Below are 17,647 nucleotides of genomic sequence, written 5' to 3'. Positions count from 1 at the left end.
GACGTGAACAACCAGCAACAGGTTTGCATCGCTTAAATTTAAGCGCCTTATAACTTGATACCCTGCCCGCGGTAAAACTCCAGTACTTTCATTTTAAATACAAAATCATACTGGTTCAACACTGCCTGCAGTTTAGCTCTGAATAAATTGTTCTGCTGTGTAATCAATTCAAAAGTTCCCAGCATACCCACTTCATATCTCTTTTGCGCATAGTCGTAAGTGCGTTGCGAAGCCGCTACACTTTTTTGGCTGGCATTGAATTTTTCCAATGCTACAGTGGCTGCATTGTAGGCTTGGTAAATATCCTGCTTAATACTTAAATTATCTGACTGCTGTTGTAATTCAGCAGATTTAATATTTAATTTACTACGTTGGTAGTTGGTGCGTAGTTGTCCGGCACTAAAAATGGGTACACTCATACTTAACCCTATCTGCTGACGAAAGTTATTATCTATCTGCGTAAAAAAAGGCGTTCCTTTTTTACCTACAATGCTGTAATCCGGCGAACTCACTTTATATACAGTACCATTTACATCTATTTGCGGGCTCAACGGATTATTGCTATAAGTTCCGGTGGGAGCATAGATGGATGATTTTGCATTGATGTAGTTACTGCTTAAACCGCCAAACAATGAAAACGTAGGATACATACTGCCTCTTGCAGCTTCGGCTGCTTTTTGAGCAGCTTTTAATTTAAACTCATTTACCCTTTGTTGTGGCAGGTTTTTAATCGCCAGTTCATATACCGCGTCGGGTTGCAGGTCGGCTATCTTTTCTAACGGTATCAATTCTACCGGGGGTACAGCCACGTCAAAAGGTTGTGCTGCATCCATATTCAGAACCGACTTTAGTACAAGGGTAGCCTGTACTACGTTTCCCCTGGCACTGATATAATTGGCGCTATCCACCGCTTCCTGCGCTTCCAGTTCTGATGCATTTAATTCCGGTAACGAGCCTGCATCTACCAGTTTGCGTGTATTGGCCAGTTGCGCCTGCGTTTGTTTTAATTGTACCTGCGCAATATTCTCCTGTTCGCGGGTTAACAATATCTGCAGATAATCGTTGGCTACGGTCAAAGAGATATCATTCTTTAATTTGTCAACAGATGCCTTGGAAGCTTCATACTGCCATTGGTTGCTTAAAATGGTATTCTTTTTACTAAACCAATTAAATATATCGGCACTTGTCTGTAACTGCAGCCCAGCATTCAGATAAGTTTGCGTGATCAGGCTAAAGGAAGTAGGATCCTGGTTACGGCCACTGTTAACGCTGGTACTGGCGTTGAAGTTGGCGTTGGGATACAATGCCAGCTTACTTTGTTTGTAAGCAAGTTCGGTAATGGCAGCCTGTACTTCCGATTGTTTAATACTGATATTATTGGCCACAGCGTAATCTACAATTTTACGCAGGTCCCATTTTTCCTGTGCATGGATAGAGGTGCAAAAACAGGTAATGGCTATAAGGGTGTAACTTATGTATCGCATATTCCAAAAATATAACTTCCTGTTGTAACGCAACACATCCATTATTATAAACGGTAAAAAACCAACAAAAAAGGCAGGTGTGCAAATGAACAGTGTTTTAAAAGCCAGTGTTGACACTAGTTTAATTGTCCAACCGGCATTTCCAAATGCGGCGGGCATATTAATCTTTGCAAATTAATTTCTTCAGCAACGGCCTGGTTTAGGTTAGTAAACTGGATAATAGTGCAACTTGGGATGGCTACCGGTTTATAAACAGGCGGGCTGCTGACAAGGAATTGTGAGGGTTTTTTCGAACGGCCTGGTTTACTGCCCCATCATTCCGAATCCCCGCTCCAAATCCTTGATTATATAGTCAGCTTCTTCCAACCCAACATATAAGCGCAGCGACCTGTGCTCTTTATGCTGCGGATTAAAGGCAGCCGCCGGCAGCCCCGAGCATTTTGGTATAATCAGGCTTTCATGTCCACCCCAGCTTACGGCCATTAATATATGTTGCAGGCTGTTGCAAAATTGTTCTATTTGTTCAACGTTATCTGCTTTAATAATAAAAGTAAGCAAGCCACAGGCACCTTCCATTTGTTGTTTGGCCAATGCATATTGCGGAAAGGCTTCATCAAAAGGAAATAATACTTCTTCTACTTTATCATGCCCTTTTAGATAGTCAATTACCCTGGTAGTGGTTTGCGTAATGTGTTGCAGGCGCATGGGCAGGGTACGTAAGCCGCGTATTAGTAACCAGGCATTAAAAGGGGAGATGCCGCTGCCAATATTCATGTATTCTGAATTGAAAATTCGCATAATCATCTCGGCACTGCCGCTTAATACTCCGGCAACGGTATCACTGTGGCCGCCAATGTATTTGGTTGCTGATTGAAGCGTAAGGTCAATGCCAAATTCAATTGGCCGCTGATAGATGGGCGTGCAATAACTGTTGTCAATAATGGTAACGATATCTTCAGCTTTGGCAAGTTCAGCTACTGCTTTTAAATCCTGTATGGCATAGTCCCAGCTGTTCGGACTTTCCAAATAAATCACTGTTGTATTCGGCAAAATGGCCCGCTCAAAATTTTCAATATCGCGGCCGTCAACATAAGTTGTGGTTACACCAAAGCGGGGCAAAATTTCATTGAACATTTTTTGTGCCCAGGTATACGGCTTTCTAACAGACACAATATGATCGCCGCTTTTTACATTGGCCAGTACGGCTGCGAAGATGGCTGCTGCGCCGCTGTTAAACACCAGGCAATCTTCAGCGCCATCCAGGGCAGCTAATTTTTTTCTTAAAATATCAACGGTGGGGTTGAGTCCCCTGCTGTACAGATAAGTAGAATATTCATCTGCAAAAGCGCCCCTCATGTCATCAACTGTTTTAAAAGCAAAATTGCTGCTTTGTATAATGGGGGGTGCGATGGCGTTAAAATAATTTTCCCGGTCTTCGGCCAGTTCGTTGATGATGTAAGAAATATCCATTGTTCAATTTTTTGATCGTGTTAAATCGTATTCTTTTTCAAAGCAGTCAATAAAAAATATAAGGCTGTAAAAACGGCCATTACTGAAAGGCCTATCACGGCTGCATAACCGTTCTTCTTATAATCCAGTGCAATACTAATGGCAACAAATGAATAGGCAATAATAAAGATAACCGGCATCAGCGGAAACAGTTTCATTTTATAAATACCCGTATCATCCAGGTGTTTTGTCTTCTTTCTTAAAATAAAAATAGTGGCAGCCGAAAGTACCATCCCAAAGCAATCTAAAAAAATAGTAAAGCTTAATATTTTATCAAATGCCTTCGCCCAAAAAATAATGATGATGCAAATAGCAGCAAATACAGAAAGCGAAATGGTAAGTACATCTGTTTTTGCGTTGCGGTGCTTAAATACGGGTGGCAGAATATTATCTTCGCTCATGGCATACATTACCCTCGGGTTACTCATCAGTAAAACATTTACATAAGCCAGTACACTCAAAAATAAAAAGCCCGACAAAATTCTTTCTGCATTAACACCAAAAATTTTTGAAGCCATAATAGCTGCAATATTGGTGGTGGTTTCCTGGTGCAATGTATCAAAGCCAATTACTTTTATGTAAGCATAATTAATGGTAAGGTATAATGATACAATGATGGCAATGCCCAAAAAAATACCACGTGGAATATTTGTTGCCGGCTTGTCAACCTCTGCACCAAAATTGATGGTTTGCTGGTAACCGCCATATGTAAAGCTTACAGCCACCAGCCCGATGCCAAATGCTTTTATATACTCCTGAAAAGTTGGGGAGATTGTCGAAGGGCTGATAAGCTGACTTGCTGCATGGTTATCTGCAAAAAACAGTGGTGCAATTAATAGCAATATTAAAATGATCTTGATTACCGTTAGTACATTTTGTGTTTTGGCACTCATCTTTAAACCGGCAAGATTTACAAAATAAAAAAGTACAATAGCAGTAATTGCAATGGTGATATGTATGTTCCGGATAAAATCTACATTGGCAGGAATATCCAGCCAGTTCATATCTTTTGAAATTGGGATAAAAATGCCGGTGATGTATTCTCCTCCCACCAACGCCACTGCTGCCAATGAGGCCGCATTGCTGACTAAGATTACACAGTTAATGGCAAACGCGACAGATGGATGATAGGCGTAAGAGAAAATCTTATAGTATGCCCCGGTTACAGGCAGGCGGCTGCCGATTTCGGCATAGGTTAGTGCGCCACACAAGGCTACTATTCCGCCGGCCACCCAGGCTGTAAAAAATAAAAAAGTATCAGGTGATGCTTTGGCTACATTGGCCGGCGTACGAAAAATGCCCATGCCAATAACCAGGCTCACTACAATCATGGTAAAATCAAAAAGGGTAAGCTTATTGGTTTTTGATGTCATGCTTTGAAGATACTGAAAGCTGATTATAAATTATCGGTACAGAAAAAAATACAAGTTTTATTTTATGACTGGCCTCATAAAATAAAATGGAGATAGCCTTATTTTTGCATGTATGTTTAAGCAACTAACAGCCATCATTTTAATTGCAGCATTTGTAGCACAAACGTTTAGCGGTGGTTTTGTTATGCTTGATTATTATACCAACAAGGCAACCTTCGCCAAAAACTGCATCAACAAAACAAGGCCGGTATTGCACTGCAATGGCAAATGCCAGATGATGAAAAAACTGAAGCAGGAAGAAAGCAGGGATAAACAAAGCCCTGAGCGAAAAAATGCCGGCAAAAATGAAGTACTGTATTTAACAACTGATCAATATACTACTCAATTATCAGGAAATCTTTTTACCAATACCTATCACACTTACAATAGCAAATCGGCCAGCGGAATCCCGTTGGGTTTCTTTCAGCCTCCAAGGGTGTAATCACCATATGATCTTTTACCTGCTTTAGTATTATTTATCTAATTATTTTTTAAATGAAAAAATTATTCATTGCTGCTATTTTATTAATAGTAGTGTCGGTTAGTTACGCATGCCCTATCTGTGGCTGTGGTGGCGGAAATTTATACATGGGTTTGTTTCCCAATTTTAAAAGTAAGTTTATTGGTGTAAGATGGAATTATGCTGCTTACCATACACATCTCATCAATGATCCAACACAGTTTAGTCACAATTATTATAATACAACTGAAATATGGGGCGGTATCATTATAGGTAAACGCTGGCAGCTATTGGCTTTTCTGCCCTACCATTCCAATATACAATTCGATGACGATGCAGGTCATACCACCAAAAGTGGTTTGGGAGATATCACTTTACTGGGTAATTACAAATTGTTTGATACAAGATCAGGAAATATATCATCCCAACAAGTGTGGATAGGCGGCGGTGTTAAAATACCCTCCGGCTCTTTTAATGTTGATACAAATGATCCTTCTACAACACTGGCGGATATCAATGCGCAAATCGGTACTGGAAGTGTGGATCTCTTTTTAAATGCAAGGCATTCTTTTCAGTTTAAAGACTTTGGGATAAATACTTCAGCCAGTTATAAAATAGGTATGGCCAACAGCCAGCACTACAAATATGGCAACAAATTAGACATCAATAGCATAGCATTTTACCAGCTAAAAACCAAGCGCTTTATCATTGCACCCAATGCCGGACTGGCGTATGAGAACACCGGGGGCAATCGCTTAAACAGGCAGAAAATTTATTTGAACGACGGGCTGGATACAGGATCTTTTACCACCGGTGGCCATGTGTTGAATTGCTTAGCCGGTGTTGAAGTGAACTTTAAAAAGGTAACCATAGGCGCCAATATTCAATCACCTGTATCGCAGCAATTTGCTGCAGGGCAAACCAATTTAAATATGAGGGGTATGGTACATTTGACTTTTTCTTTGTGATATTTTTTGTGACTGATGATGAAAGAAAATGAGAAATGAATTCATTCTTTTCATAAGAACCTGCGTTTTATTTGGATAGTAAAAATCAATGTACCTACATTTGCAACGAATTTGGTTTCTCTGCTTCAATGCAGAGAATTAAAAGGGAAGCCGGTGTAATTCCGGCGCTATCCCCGTAGCTGTAAGAAGCCCATCCAACCTTCCTAAAGGGGAGGCTTTGGAAGAGTAAAATTGTTGAAGTTTCACCACTGTTCCAACCAATGCGGAATGGGAAGGTTTCAATAATGCTTCAAGCCAGAAGACCTGCCAGGTATCGTATTTATTCATTCACGGCTTTCGGGCGAAAGGCATGGAGTGTAAGCGCTGTAAGGCATTTATATTTCTACACAATGTTACGTATTATAGTACCAGCATTGTAATTTTCCGGAAGCAGTCACAAAAAAATTTTTCAAAAAAATGAAAAGAAAATTTTTATTGGTGACTGCTGTAATTATCAGTAGTCAGTTGTACGCACAGGACAGTACAAAACAAACTTTGGATGAAGTAGTGGTAACCGCTACCAAAACTCCCATCAAGCAATCACAAACAGGCAAAGTGATAACCGTAATTGACCAGGCCACACTGCAGCGCAATGCAGACAAAACCCTCACGGAAATACTGAATTACCAGGCTGGTGTGTACGTGAATGGTGCCAACAATATATTGGGCACCAACCAGGAAATGTATATGCGTGGAGCTGCATCCGGTAACACACTTATTTTGCTGGATGGAATTCCGGTAAATGATCCCTCGCTCATCAATAATTCGTTTGATCTGAATAACATCAACCCTGCGCAGATTGAAAAAATTGAAATTTTAAAAGGTGCACAAAGCACACTTTGGGGCAGCGATGCTGTGGCAGGTGTCATCAATATCATTACCAAAAAAGGGGGTACAAAAAAACTTGCCCCATCAGCCAATATTGCTTACGGCAGTTACCATACTTTTAAAGCCGGCGCCGGCATCAACGGCAGGATCGACAAGTTTACTTATAACGTTAATTACAATCATACCAACAGCAAGGGCTTCTCATCTGCTTATGACAGTACCGGTGGTAATTCGTTTGATAAAGATGGATTTAAACAAAACAACGTACAGGCAAATCTCGGCTATGTTTTTTCACCAAAATTGTCCGTTACTGGTATGACGAATTACGGCAAGTATAACACTGACCTGGATGGCGGCGCTTTTAAAGATGATAAGGATTATACCGGTGTGAATACAAGTTTTATCAACTCACTTACGCTTGTTTACAAATTAAGGAATGCGTCTTTTCATTTCAGCAATACGCTTATCAATACTCACCGTACTTTGTCAAATGATACCACTGCTGCTACTGACAATGGTGATTTTTACCGTGCAGATTTTAAGGGTACCTCTTATGTGTCCGAACTGTTTGGAAATGTATCACTCAGCAATAAATTATCACTGGTAGCAGGTGTTCAGCGCAACGCACAAAATACCAGCCAGCATAACAATGGCTACAGCAGGGATTTTGATTATGCGTATTCCTCGGCCCTTGGAAAAGACAGCGCTAAAACAAATAACTATGCACTATATGCTTCCTTAATGTTGTTGAACTTAAATGGCTTTAACGTAGAAGGTGGCGTACGTTACAATCACCATAATATTTATGGCAGCAATGCTACTTTTTCATTTAATCCATCTTATAATATTGATGAAAATACACGGGCATTTATTAATATTTCATCTGCTTACAAAGTACCATCCCTTTACCAGTTGTACAGTGAATACGGCAACAGGGATTTGCAACCGGAAAAAAGTATCAACTACGAAGCGGGAGTGCAATTCTTCGGCAACGACAAAAAAAATTCATTGCGGTTGGTAGCATTTAAAAGGGATATCCGCCAGTTGATTATTTTTTATTCAGACCCCGTAACCTATGCCAGTCAATACATCAACAGGGATAAACAAAACGATTATGGCTTTGAGCTGGAAAGTAATATGGCGGTTTGCAAAAAAGGCAACTGGATAAATAACATTACTTATGTAGATGGAAAAGGAAATACAGGGAGTGAAAAGGTGAAAAATTTTTACCGTCGTCCGAATTTTACGTTTAACAGTACGTTTAGTTTACAACCTGTTTCGCAACTGACCTTATCGCCTTCTTTTCGTTTTGTTGGCAGCAGGTTAAAGGGGCAATACGATGCTGGACCGGCAAGGATGCCACATTATTATACGGTCGATTTTTACGCCGGCTACCATATTACCAAACAGGTAAACGCGTTTGCAGACATCCGGAATATCACCAACCAGCATTACGAGGATATTGTGGGTTATAACAGCCGTGGATTTAACTGGATGGCAGGTGTAAGTATTTCTTTTTAATGTAAAGGATTAGCAGGCAGTCAATAAATGGCGGTCCATCAACCGCCATTTATTATTTTCTTCCTGTTAAGGATATTTCAGCGTTGAAATAAAATTAAATTACCTCTCAACAATTTGGCGGGTACTGTTGTTATCAGGTTTTAATAGCAGGAACATTGTCCTCTGATACGAATTGTCCTTTTAAAAAATTGGTTTTAAAAAATATTTTATGCAAGATCTGGATTTTGATATGAAGGCGCCCCTGTTAAGCTGGGATGTTTTTTGCGGCACTTATAATACCCTGATGAAGGATGCTGAAAAGTACCAGCAATCTGTACAGCAAATGAAGCAGATCGCGAAGGTAAATTTGTGGAGCAAAGAGCAGTTAAATGAAGCCCTTAAAAGCATCCGGCAGTTTGTAATTGTCATTACTGATCCAGCACAACAAATTGCTTTCACAGGCCCGGGGTTTGAAGAGATGACGGGCTATTCAGCTGAAGAAGCATATGGGCGAAATCCCAAATTTTTGCAGGGACCTACCACCAATAAAAAAAATACACAGACCATAAAGCAACAATTAACCAATAATAAGGTTTCCGAAACAGTGCTGGAAAACTATCGCAAAGATGGGAAACTTTACCTCTGTAAAATCATTATAAAACCTGTTGTTAACATTCGCAAACAACTGGTAAATTATATTGCTTACGAACAGGAAATTGCTGCCTGAAATGGTAGCTTTACTTGCTCCATTAAAAAATCTGCCCACCGGTTATCAAATTAGGTATCGCTGATTGCTAGTGCTCTGAACGATATTTTTAGCAAACAAAATTATCCGGCAAAAGAGATTTAAATGACGTTACTTGCAATTTCATTTATCAATCTGTTATGCGGTATACCATTGTAATTATTTTTTTGCTGAATTGTTTTTGCTGCCGTGTAATGGCCCAGTATAATTTTAAAGGCATTGTCCGCAGCGCGGAAAATAACCTGCCGCTGGCTGGCGTAACCATTTCAATTTCCGGTAAATCCATTACTCAAACAGATAGTAGCGGTGCGTTTCAGTTTAACGATAGCAGTGATAAAATCAGTATTCATTTTTCTCATATAGGTTACATGTCTGCCGTGGGTAAATATGCAGCAGCCCAACCAATCAATTTGTTGTTAAATCCTGCGGGCATCACCTTATCATCTGCCATAGTAAAAGCTTTTGAAAGTAATACTACATTAAAGAATATTCCAGTAACAGTAAGCGTGTTGGGAACTACTGATTTGGAACGCTATAGCAATACATCTATTCTGCAAGCTGTAAATACTGTGCCCGGTGTTAAGATGGATGAACGTAGTCCGGGTAGTTACCGCTTATCTATCCGCGGCAATTTATTACGCTCGCCTTTTGGTGTACGTAATGTAAAAGTGTACTGGAATGGTATGCCTTTTACCGATGCCAATGGTAATACCTATCTTAACCAGCTTGGTTTTGAAAACGTAGGTAAGATTGAAATTATAAAAGGGCCGGGAGGAAGTCTGTATGGAGCGGGTACCGGCGGTGTGGTGTTGTTAAACAGCCGCACTGCGGATAAAGATGAACACAGCATGGCCATTAATTCACTCGCCGGAAGCTGGGGAATGTTTGAAACAAATGTAGCCTACAAAAAAAGTGATGATCATTCCAATGTTGGTTTTAGCTATGCGCATCAGCAAAGTGATGGCTGGCGCAATCACACCAATATGCGCCGTGATGTAGCCAATTATACTGCTTTATTTGATATCAATAAAAAGCAAAGCATACAAACCAATATTTTTTACAGCGACTTATATTATCAAACACCGGGCGGGTTGACTGTGACGCAACTGGCTGCTAATCCACGCCAGGCAAGGCCTGCAGGCGGCCCATTTAAAAGTGCAGCAGACCAGCAGGCCGCCCTGTATGTTAAAACATTTTACGCAGGCTTTGGTCATACTTACCATTTTAATGATGAATGGACCAATACAACAAATGTGTATACTTCAAATACCCGCTTTAGCAATCCGAGTATTTTAAATTTTCAGCGCAAGACGGAGCAGGGTATTGGCGGCAGAAGTATTACCCAATATCACCATGATAATTTTACAATGAATGTGGGTGGTGAATACCAGTATGGATTTACCAGTACCAGAACATTCGGCAATAAACTGGGCGTGCCGGATACACTGCAGTTTGATGATGAAATTGGCGCTACACAATACAATATTTTTTTACAGGCAGACATCAGTCTCGCTAACGATTTTATATTAAATGCAGGGATCAGTTATAACAATTACAATTACGGTTTTACCAGGCTTAATAACCGGCCGGTAAAAACTATCAATAAAACATTTGATCCCATTGTTGTGCCCCGCGTTTCTTTATTGAAAAAGATGGCTAACTGTTTTAGTGTATACGCCACCGTTAGTAAAGGGTATTCTCCGCCCACAATTGATGAGATTGTACCATCCGCCGGCATTTTTAATGCAACGCTTGATGCAGAAAAAGCAGTGAATTACGAACTGGGTTTCAGAAGTGAACCTGTAAAGAATAAATTGTTTGTTGATGCTGCCTATTATAGCTTTTACCTCAGTAATACCATTGTAACAAGACGTGATGCAAGCGGTGCGGATTACTTTGTAAACACCGGCAAAACCAAACAAAGCGGCCTGGAAGCCACTATCAATTATTATCCTGTCCGCAATGCCGCCGGCTTTATAAACCAGCTAAAAATCTGGAGCAACTATACCAACATTCACGCACGGTTTAATACCTACCAGCAAGGGGTGAATGATTACAGTGGTAACAAATTAACCGGCACGCCACCGAATGTATTTTTAGCGGGTGCTGATATTGCCACAAGGCCGGGCCTGTATGCCAATATTACTTACAGTTATACCGATATATTACCGCTCAATGATGCCAATACATTTTTTGCTTCGCAGTATAATTTGCTGATGGGTCGTGTTGGATATAAAAAGAAATTATGTAAATCACTGAATGGGGAACTGTACTTTTCCTTTGATCGTTCTTTTAATACACCCTACAGTTTGGGCAACGATTTAAATGCAGCAGGCAACCGGTATTTCAATCCATCTGCTCCCGAAAATTATTACGGTGGCATTAAATTAAAATTCAATTTGTAAGCTTCAACCCTGCACAATGCAACCATTTAACATGCACTTAAAATAACGACGGTACTTTGCCAGCGGTTGAAAATGTATATTTGCAAAAATTTTTAATAAATGGATTTTGGCGAAATAGCGATTAAGGAAATTGTAACCGTAGCATTTACCCTTTTTGCGGTAATTGATATGGTGGGCAATATTCCGGTATTGGCTTCGCTGAGAGTGAAGATGGGGGGTGAAATCAGGTCTACCCAGGCCACGCTGGCATCGGGCGCACTGATGATTCTTTTTCTTTTTTTAGGAAAGCAGTTCTTAAATTTATTGGGACTGGATGTGCAGTCTTTTGCCGTAGCAGGAAGTATCGTCATATTTATTATCGGGCTGGAAATGGTATTGGGCCACGAGTTCTTTAAATCAGACGGCAATGCGAAGAGCGGCAGTGTAGTACCGATCGCATTTCCACTGATAGCAGGCTCCGGCACACTTACCACCATCATGAGTTTAAAGGCTAATTATGGAGACATCAATATTTTTTTAGGCATTCTTATCAACTGCATCATTATCTATATCGTTTTAAAATCGCTGAAATGGATAGAAAAAGTGATGGGTCCTAACGGCATGGTGGTAATAAGAAAATTTTTCGGCGTAATATTGCTGGCCATAGCGGTAAAAATATTCGGTAGCAATTTCAGCCATTTCGGAAAGTGATATGGCCTCGTAGTACAATGGATAGTATAAGGGCCTCCGAAGCCCCAGATCCAGGTTCGATTCCCGGCGAGGCCACAAAATTTACATCAGCCCTCATCAGTCTATTTTGGTGAGGGTTTTTGTTTGTCACAAACGCCGGCCAGCCCTTTTCGATATCTGCCTTTCAAATATAACGTCTTACCAAAACGAACATTCTTATCCATTCGTCGAAACAACAACTCTGTTAAACGAAAAATAAAAAAGGCTGACATTATTTGGTGCACTTTTACATCAGAAAGCGGGCAACGTACCAACTTTCAACACCAGTTTTAAATTGAATATCCTAACGAAACAAACCAATCCGAACAACCAATCAACATCCAACTATTTTAAAGAAAAAGCCAGATCCTAAAAAACCAACAAACGAATATCCGATACCCTGATTAAAGACCAACATCCGATTAACTAAAAGAGACCAACGAGTATTTAATATCCTACTAAAAAAAGACCACTGTCCCGCCTTGAAAAACGCATTGTAACCAATGCTGCCATCAAAACGGATCAAAAGCCAACTTGAATATATTTAAAATGCCCCTTTAAACGGGGCATTTTTTTATGCGCGGGCTTTATGCCTCCTTCGTCTTTTTAAACATCGTGGTTTACCTGATAATGATAATGCCTGCTGTTTTAGGTGACTGCCTATTAAAAGTTTCTACTTCCAGTTTTTATTCGGCTGAGGCCCCATTTCAAAAACCAGTTGGTGGCCGTTGATAATACTGGTATGCGTAATGAAAGGATGATCTAATGATTTGCCATCCAATTGTACACTTTGAATGTATTTGTTTTCAGCAGAGAGTTTGTTGGCAATAACGGTAAATTTTTTTGGCTGATTGCTGGCTTTATATTTCAACACTAATTTTGGAAACTGCGGTGCGCCCATGGCATAAATGCCTGAGGCAGGTGTTACCGGGTAAAAGCCCATCACCCCAAAAATATACCAGGCGGCCATTTGCCCGCAATCCTCGTTGCCATTGATGCCGAGCGGTTCGTTGCGGTAATTTTCTGTGGTGTGCTTTCTTATCAGTTCCTGCGTTTTCCAGGGTTCACCACAATAATCATACAGGTAACTGTAGTGGTGGCCCGGTTCATTGTCATGCCGGTAATGGTTACCGTTAAAATTTTCATCCAGTTTGGCAATGAATTTTTCCCTGCCACCCATCATATCAATCATACCCGGAATATCCTGCATAGCACCAAACAAATAGGTCCATTGATCGCCTTCTGTAAAACCGTCCTGCCTGCCCAGTTTATTTTTTGGATTGAATAGTACAAATGTACCGTCCGCTAATTTGGGGATCAGGAAACCGGTTGTTGAATCGTACAGGTTTTTATAGTTTTTACTCCACGCTAAAATTTTGTTGTAATCGCTTGCCTTGCCCATCGCTTTAGCCATCTGCGCCACGGAATAATTATCCGATGAATATTCAATGGTACGGGAAACAGACTCGGCTGTTTTTCCGAAAGGTACATATCCAATGCTGTTGAAAGCAGTAAGACCGGCCCTTGCTTCATAGCCCGTCCACAGGTCACGGTCGCCATAGGCTAGGCTGGTATCATTGTCTGGCGGTACCATGGCATCTTTCAGCAAGGCCTCGTACGCGAGTTTGGTATCATAACCACGCACTCCTTTTACATACGCATCCGCAATCACAGCATCGGCATGTGTACTGATCATGATATTTGTTTCAGCAGGATTGGGCCACATTGGTAAACGGCCACCTTCTCTATACATCTGTAACATGGCGGTGATCATTCCGTTGACACGGTCCGGCTGAGAAAAGATTAATAAAGGATGCAGGGCACGATACGTATCCCATAAAGAGTAATCGGTGTACGAACTTCCTGTGTGAATTTGATCATCAAAACCGCTGTAATATTTTCCATATTCCGACATCTCCCTCGGGAATTGCATGGTATGAAAAAGTGCGGTATAGAAAATCGATTTCTGGTCTTCCGAAATGCCTTCCGGCTGCATGCACTCCAGGTTTTTTTGCCAGGTGTTGCGGGTTGCTGTAACCAGTTGCGCAAAACTGCGGCCCGCAATTTCTTTGGCCATATTGACTCTTGCCTGCTCCAGGCTTATAAAAGAAGTGCCAATGCGCAATTCAATTTTTTCGTTCGCTTTGGTTTTGAAATTAATATAAGCACCCATTCTTGTGCCCAGTTGTTCAAGCGAAGATGGACTCACAGTAGCATTATCCCAGGTGCCAAATGACGCAATTTTTTTATTACACTGAATAACAAAGTAACCTTTAAAGTTTGGCATATCAGGCCCGATCTGTGCTGACATCCGGTCGGGATTATAGCCGGTGATTTCATTTTTAACGGTATCAATTTTTACATAGCCTTTGATCGATTTCATCCTTGGGCCATAATCGTTGGAAGGATCTGCCAGTTCCGGATTTAAATCAATGCCCTGAATGATAAAACGGGCTTGCTCTGATGCAGGGAAAGTAAATTGAAAAATAGCGGCCCTTGAAGCAGCGGCAATTTCTCCTTTTATTTTTTGATTGTTGCCTGCATTCAGCAACACCGAATAATAAAAGGGGTGCGATACTTCATCACTGTGTTCAAATGCCAGGGCCCTTTCTTTGGGTAATAATTTTAACTCACCAAGTTGAGGCATTACAGAAACGTAACCATAATCGCCCATCCACACCGTTGGCTGATGAGAAGCCAGGAAACCCATGATGTTTTTTTCTTCATACACATAGGCATTGAGACCCATTTTTGGCTCGGCGGTTTGTGCCAGGAAATTCGTCATGGCGTAAGGTGTACCGACGGCAGGCACTGTGCCACCGCCATCCAGCCCTTTCTTAAAACCGGCGTAGGGCGTACCTATTAAAGGGTTTACATAATCGACTGCCTGCTTGTGCTTAGTCTGTTGCTGCGCAAACGACGTCCAGTAGACAGATAAAAGGCAAAGGGAAAGAACGCTGATTTTTTTCATACTAATGCTTAGAATAGATGTTTAGTTATTAGAATAGATGTTTAGTTATTTGTGATGGCCTGCTTTAAGCAGGTCGTTATATTAAATGGTCCGAAGTGTATTTAAACAAATAAACCTACAGCCGGCAACACAATCGGATGCAATCATACGAAAACCTTTTTCCAAATCGAACATTTTGTTGCGTTCATCGAAATTAAATCATCATTAAGCGAAAAATAAAAATCTGTGCAGGTATTCGGTGCATTTTTACATCAGAAAGCGGGCAACGTACCAACTTTCAACAACCGGTTTTAAATTTTAATATCCTGACGAAACAAACCGAATCCGAATAACCAATCAACATCCAATTATTTTAAAAGAAAAAACCAGCTCCTGAAAACCAATAAACGAATAACAATATCCTGACGAACGACCAAGACCAATTTACTAAAAAACCAGCAACACCGATTATCCGATACCCTGATTAAAGACCAACATCCGATTAACTAGAAAAAGACCAGCGAGTAATTTAATATCCTACTAAAAAAAAGCCCATTGTCCCGCCTTGAAAATCGCATTGTAAGCAATGTGTGTTATCAAAACGGATCTAAACCAACTTGAATATATTAAGAATGCCCTTTTATAGAGGGCATTTTTTATTCGGATAAATCCCCTTTAATCCCTGATATTAATTAACATTTTGCTTCTCCCAAAATATGCTTTGTGGTATGTAGTTTGTGCCATCAGTGATATAGTTCCTGACGCAGTTTTTATTTTAAGTGCCTGTAGCTGGAAACTATTTTAACCTTCTAAAGTGTGCTTGCGATGAAAACAGTCCTTCAATCTTCGGCAGATAATATAGCGGCAGATATGCACTATCATCCCGTAATTTCAATACAGATGTCGTTTGACCCCAAAATGGTATTGAAATCGAAACTGGCGGAGAAATTAAATACAATAGAATGTAGGGTAGAGCAGCAGTTGCTGGATAAATACAATGGGGATACTGCCATGCTGATGATAGATAAATTGCGAACATTAATTGCCGGGCTGAATTATAATACCCATAAAAAAAGTATCGCCATTTATTTGTCGCCTGTTTTTGAAAAAGTAATTTACCTGGAAATAGATGTACAGGAAAAAGTAACGATTGACGGCGCTTTTGATATACGGGAATTGGTACACCACAAAAAGAAGGAGCCTTCTTTTCTTGTTATGCTGCTTACCAATAAAGAAAGCCGTATCTATCGCGGTAATAATGGAAGTTTAATAAGGATTGTTACCACCACGCCAAAGCCGCTACCTACTTATAATAAAAACGAAACCGCAGCAGATTTGGAACATGTTAAACAGTCAATGCTTGATCATTTTTTGCAGCATGCACACAATGCGCTTGGCATTATATTAAAGGCTTATCCTTTACCCCTGTTTATTCTGGGGAAGGAAGAATTATTAAATCAGTTTAGGACTGTATCCAGGGGAGGCCATCCGGTTGTTGGTTACATTTACGAAGAAGTTGCAGATGCTACCGTTCAGGAGATCCAAAAAAAGATTACGGGGCATATTGCAGACTGGAAATCAATTCAGGACAAATATATCGCCTGCCGTTTGGAAAAGGCTGTCAGGGATAGGCGATTGGTGGCTGGCATAAAAAATGTGTGGAAAAACGCCATACACCACAAAGGTAGCCTGCTGCTTGTTGAAAAAAGTTATCCTTATCCCAACCAACAGGATACGGGTGAAGAAATTCTGCTGCATATAATGGAACGTTACCATCCCTCTTCCTATATAAAAAACACAGTGGATGAAATTATAGAAAAGGTTTTTGAAAATGGCGGCGATATTGAGTTTGTGGAAGACAATTTGTTGGCAGCCTACGGACATATTGTACTGATACAGGCTGATTAAATTAATCATCTTGCAGCGAAGCGTTTTTTATTAGAGTGGAGCTATTCGTTTGATGCAACGTTTTTGTGCTGATCCGTTAAAATATCGTTCTTCACCATATCCTTAACAATTAACCTGCCGTATTCATGTGCTAAGCTTTCTGAACTGCCCGGATCAAATGACTGCGTTTGAACAGAATACACTAATTTCTGACCAGGCATGTCGTACACATTGCTTTCCCAAAAGTCTTTGGTATCAATAACGTAATAGCCGGGTTCGTATATGCGGTTATACAACGCACTTCTATAGCCCCAAAAACGGCTGTAATAAAAACCGTATGGTGAGTAATACATAGTTCCCGGGACATATTTCCTTTCTTTTCGTTTATCAAGTAACACAATTGTGATTACAGCATCCACGCCTGTATTCTTTAATTTATCAATGGCGGTATTTTCGTCCATTTTGTCGAAAGCCTTAGGTCCGTATTCCTGCAATGAAGAGATGGCATTGTATCCCAGATTTTCCAAATCACCTACCATGTGTTTTTCCATATTTTCCTGCAGCGTACGATCTTTTTCATTGATAAGAGCAAGTACCATGATCTTGTTATATTTCCTCACCTGAATATCCGGCGCCTTCCAGGAACTGGTGATTTTAGAAGTGGAAGAACAACCCGTCAAAAGCGCTATCAGCACCAGGCTGATCCATTTATATTTTTTCATATTGCCATTATTTTATCTTGTTGTCAAAGT

General features: G+C 40.5%; 12 protein-coding genes, 1 tRNA gene and 1 riboswitch. Of the genes, 8 read left to right on the top strand and 5 right to left on the bottom strand.

Annotated features, from left to right (window positions below; genetic code table 11):
* Positions 1 to 47 precede the first annotated feature (47 nt).
* The 3 genes from QWZ08_RS26045 to QWZ08_RS26035 all read right to left on the bottom strand — a co-directional run bounded on the left by QWZ08_RS26045 (position 48) and on the right by QWZ08_RS26035 (position 4,366).
* On the bottom strand, positions 48 to 1,484 hold the full coding sequence (locus QWZ08_RS26045) for a TolC family protein (protein ID WP_290340646.1): 1,437 nt from the start codon (positions 1,482 to 1,484) through the stop codon (positions 48 to 50).
* Between the two features lie 303 nt (positions 1,485 to 1,787).
* On the bottom strand, positions 1,788 to 2,954 hold the full coding sequence (locus QWZ08_RS26040; protein WP_290340645.1) for a trans-sulfuration enzyme family protein: 1,167 nt from the start codon (positions 2,952 to 2,954) through the stop codon (positions 1,788 to 1,790).
* 20 nt (positions 2,955 to 2,974) lie between these two features.
* Complete coding sequence (locus QWZ08_RS26035) at positions 2,975 to 4,366, bottom strand: APC family permease (protein ID WP_290340644.1); 1,392 nt, start codon at positions 4,364 to 4,366, stop codon at positions 2,975 to 2,977.
* 112 nt (positions 4,367 to 4,478) lie between these two features.
* Between QWZ08_RS26035 and QWZ08_RS26030 the strand changes: the two genes are divergently transcribed.
* The 7 genes from QWZ08_RS26030 to QWZ08_RS26000 all read left to right on the top strand — a co-directional run bounded on the left by QWZ08_RS26030 (position 4,479) and on the right by QWZ08_RS26000 (position 12,115).
* The gene (locus QWZ08_RS26030) at positions 4,479 to 4,847 is read left to right on the top strand and encodes a hypothetical protein (protein ID WP_290340643.1); all 369 of its coding nucleotides are present in this window, start codon (positions 4,479 to 4,481) and stop codon (positions 4,845 to 4,847) included.
* 53 nt (positions 4,848 to 4,900) lie between these two features.
* The gene (locus QWZ08_RS26025; RefSeq protein WP_290340641.1) at positions 4,901 to 5,833 is read left to right on the top strand and encodes a hypothetical protein; all 933 of its coding nucleotides are present in this window, start codon (positions 4,901 to 4,903) and stop codon (positions 5,831 to 5,833) included.
* A 95-nt stretch (positions 5,834 to 5,928) separates the two neighbouring features.
* Positions 5,929 to 6,158: riboswitch (cobalamin riboswitch) on the top strand.
* Between the two features lie 131 nt (positions 6,159 to 6,289).
* The gene (locus QWZ08_RS26020; protein ID WP_290340640.1) at positions 6,290 to 8,221 is read left to right on the top strand and encodes a TonB-dependent receptor plug domain-containing protein; all 1,932 of its coding nucleotides are present in this window, start codon (positions 6,290 to 6,292) and stop codon (positions 8,219 to 8,221) included.
* Between the two features lie 208 nt (positions 8,222 to 8,429).
* Positions 8,430 to 8,927, top strand: a complete 498-nt coding sequence (locus QWZ08_RS26015; protein ID WP_290340639.1) for a PAS domain-containing protein — start codon at positions 8,430 to 8,432, stop codon at positions 8,925 to 8,927.
* Between the two features lie 158 nt (positions 8,928 to 9,085).
* Positions 9,086 to 11,350, top strand: coding sequence for a TonB-dependent receptor (locus tag QWZ08_RS26010; RefSeq protein WP_290340638.1), 2,265 nt, complete (start codon positions 9,086 to 9,088; stop codon positions 11,348 to 11,350).
* Positions 11,351 to 11,449: 99 nt separating this feature from the next.
* A complete protein-coding gene (locus QWZ08_RS26005; protein ID WP_290340637.1) occupies positions 11,450 to 12,040 on the top strand; it encodes a MarC family protein in 591 nt (196 codons plus the stop codon).
* A gap of 3 nt (positions 12,041 to 12,043) precedes the next feature.
* Positions 12,044 to 12,115 (top strand) — tRNA-Arg (locus tag QWZ08_RS26000).
* Positions 12,116 to 12,731: 616 nt separating this feature from the next.
* On the opposite strand, the gene QWZ08_RS25995 is transcribed toward QWZ08_RS26000, so the two are convergent.
* Positions 12,732 to 15,029 carry a GH92 family glycosyl hydrolase gene (locus QWZ08_RS25995; RefSeq protein ID WP_290340636.1) on the bottom strand — a complete coding sequence of 766 codons (2,298 nt, stop codon included), beginning with the start codon at positions 15,027 to 15,029 and terminating at the stop codon, positions 12,732 to 12,734.
* Between the two features lie 804 nt (positions 15,030 to 15,833).
* Between QWZ08_RS25995 and QWZ08_RS25990 the strand changes: the two genes are divergently transcribed.
* Positions 15,834 to 16,916 carry a baeRF3 domain-containing protein gene (locus QWZ08_RS25990; RefSeq protein ID WP_290340635.1) on the top strand — a complete coding sequence of 361 codons (1,083 nt, stop codon included), beginning with the start codon at positions 15,834 to 15,836 and terminating at the stop codon, positions 16,914 to 16,916.
* Between the two features lie 41 nt (positions 16,917 to 16,957).
* On the opposite strand, the gene QWZ08_RS25985 is transcribed toward QWZ08_RS25990, so the two are convergent.
* Positions 16,958 to 17,617 carry a hypothetical protein gene (locus QWZ08_RS25985; protein WP_290340633.1) on the bottom strand — a complete coding sequence of 220 codons (660 nt, stop codon included), beginning with the start codon at positions 17,615 to 17,617 and terminating at the stop codon, positions 16,958 to 16,960.
* Between the last annotated feature and the right edge of the window lie 30 nt (positions 17,618 to 17,647).

The organism is Ferruginibacter paludis (assembly GCF_030409685.1).
Lineage (GTDB): Bacteria > Bacteroidota > Bacteroidia > Chitinophagales > Chitinophagaceae > Ferruginibacter > Ferruginibacter paludis.
Note: the sequence above shows the minus strand (reverse complement) of the source record. Positions and strands in the feature narration are given on the sequence as shown.

Coding starts and splice junctions, on each gene's coding strand:
- QWZ08_RS26045 (WP_290340646.1), bottom strand. CDS start 1,484: ATGCGATACATAAGTTACACCCTTATAGCCATTACCTGTTTTTGCACC.
- QWZ08_RS26040 (WP_290340645.1), bottom strand. CDS start 2,954: ATGGATATTTCTTACATCATCAACGAACTGGCCGAAGACCGGGAAAAT.
- QWZ08_RS26035 (WP_290340644.1), bottom strand. CDS start 4,366: ATGACATCAAAAACCAATAAGCTTACCCTTTTTGATTTTACCATGATT.
- QWZ08_RS26030 (WP_290340643.1), top strand. CDS start 4,479: ATGTTTAAGCAACTAACAGCCATCATTTTAATTGCAGCATTTGTAGCA.
- QWZ08_RS26025 (WP_290340641.1), top strand. CDS start 4,901: ATGAAAAAATTATTCATTGCTGCTATTTTATTAATAGTAGTGTCGGTT.
- QWZ08_RS26020 (WP_290340640.1), top strand. CDS start 6,290: ATGAAAAGAAAATTTTTATTGGTGACTGCTGTAATTATCAGTAGTCAG.
- QWZ08_RS26015 (WP_290340639.1), top strand. CDS start 8,430: ATGCAAGATCTGGATTTTGATATGAAGGCGCCCCTGTTAAGCTGGGAT.
- QWZ08_RS26010 (WP_290340638.1), top strand. CDS start 9,086: ATGCGGTATACCATTGTAATTATTTTTTTGCTGAATTGTTTTTGCTGC.
- QWZ08_RS26005 (WP_290340637.1), top strand. CDS start 11,450: ATGGATTTTGGCGAAATAGCGATTAAGGAAATTGTAACCGTAGCATTT.
- QWZ08_RS25995 (WP_290340636.1), bottom strand. CDS start 15,029: ATGAAAAAAATCAGCGTTCTTTCCCTTTGCCTTTTATCTGTCTACTGG.
- QWZ08_RS25990 (WP_290340635.1), top strand. CDS start 15,834: ATGAAAACAGTCCTTCAATCTTCGGCAGATAATATAGCGGCAGATATG.
- QWZ08_RS25985 (WP_290340633.1), bottom strand. CDS start 17,617: ATGAAAAAATATAAATGGATCAGCCTGGTGCTGATAGCGCTTTTGACG.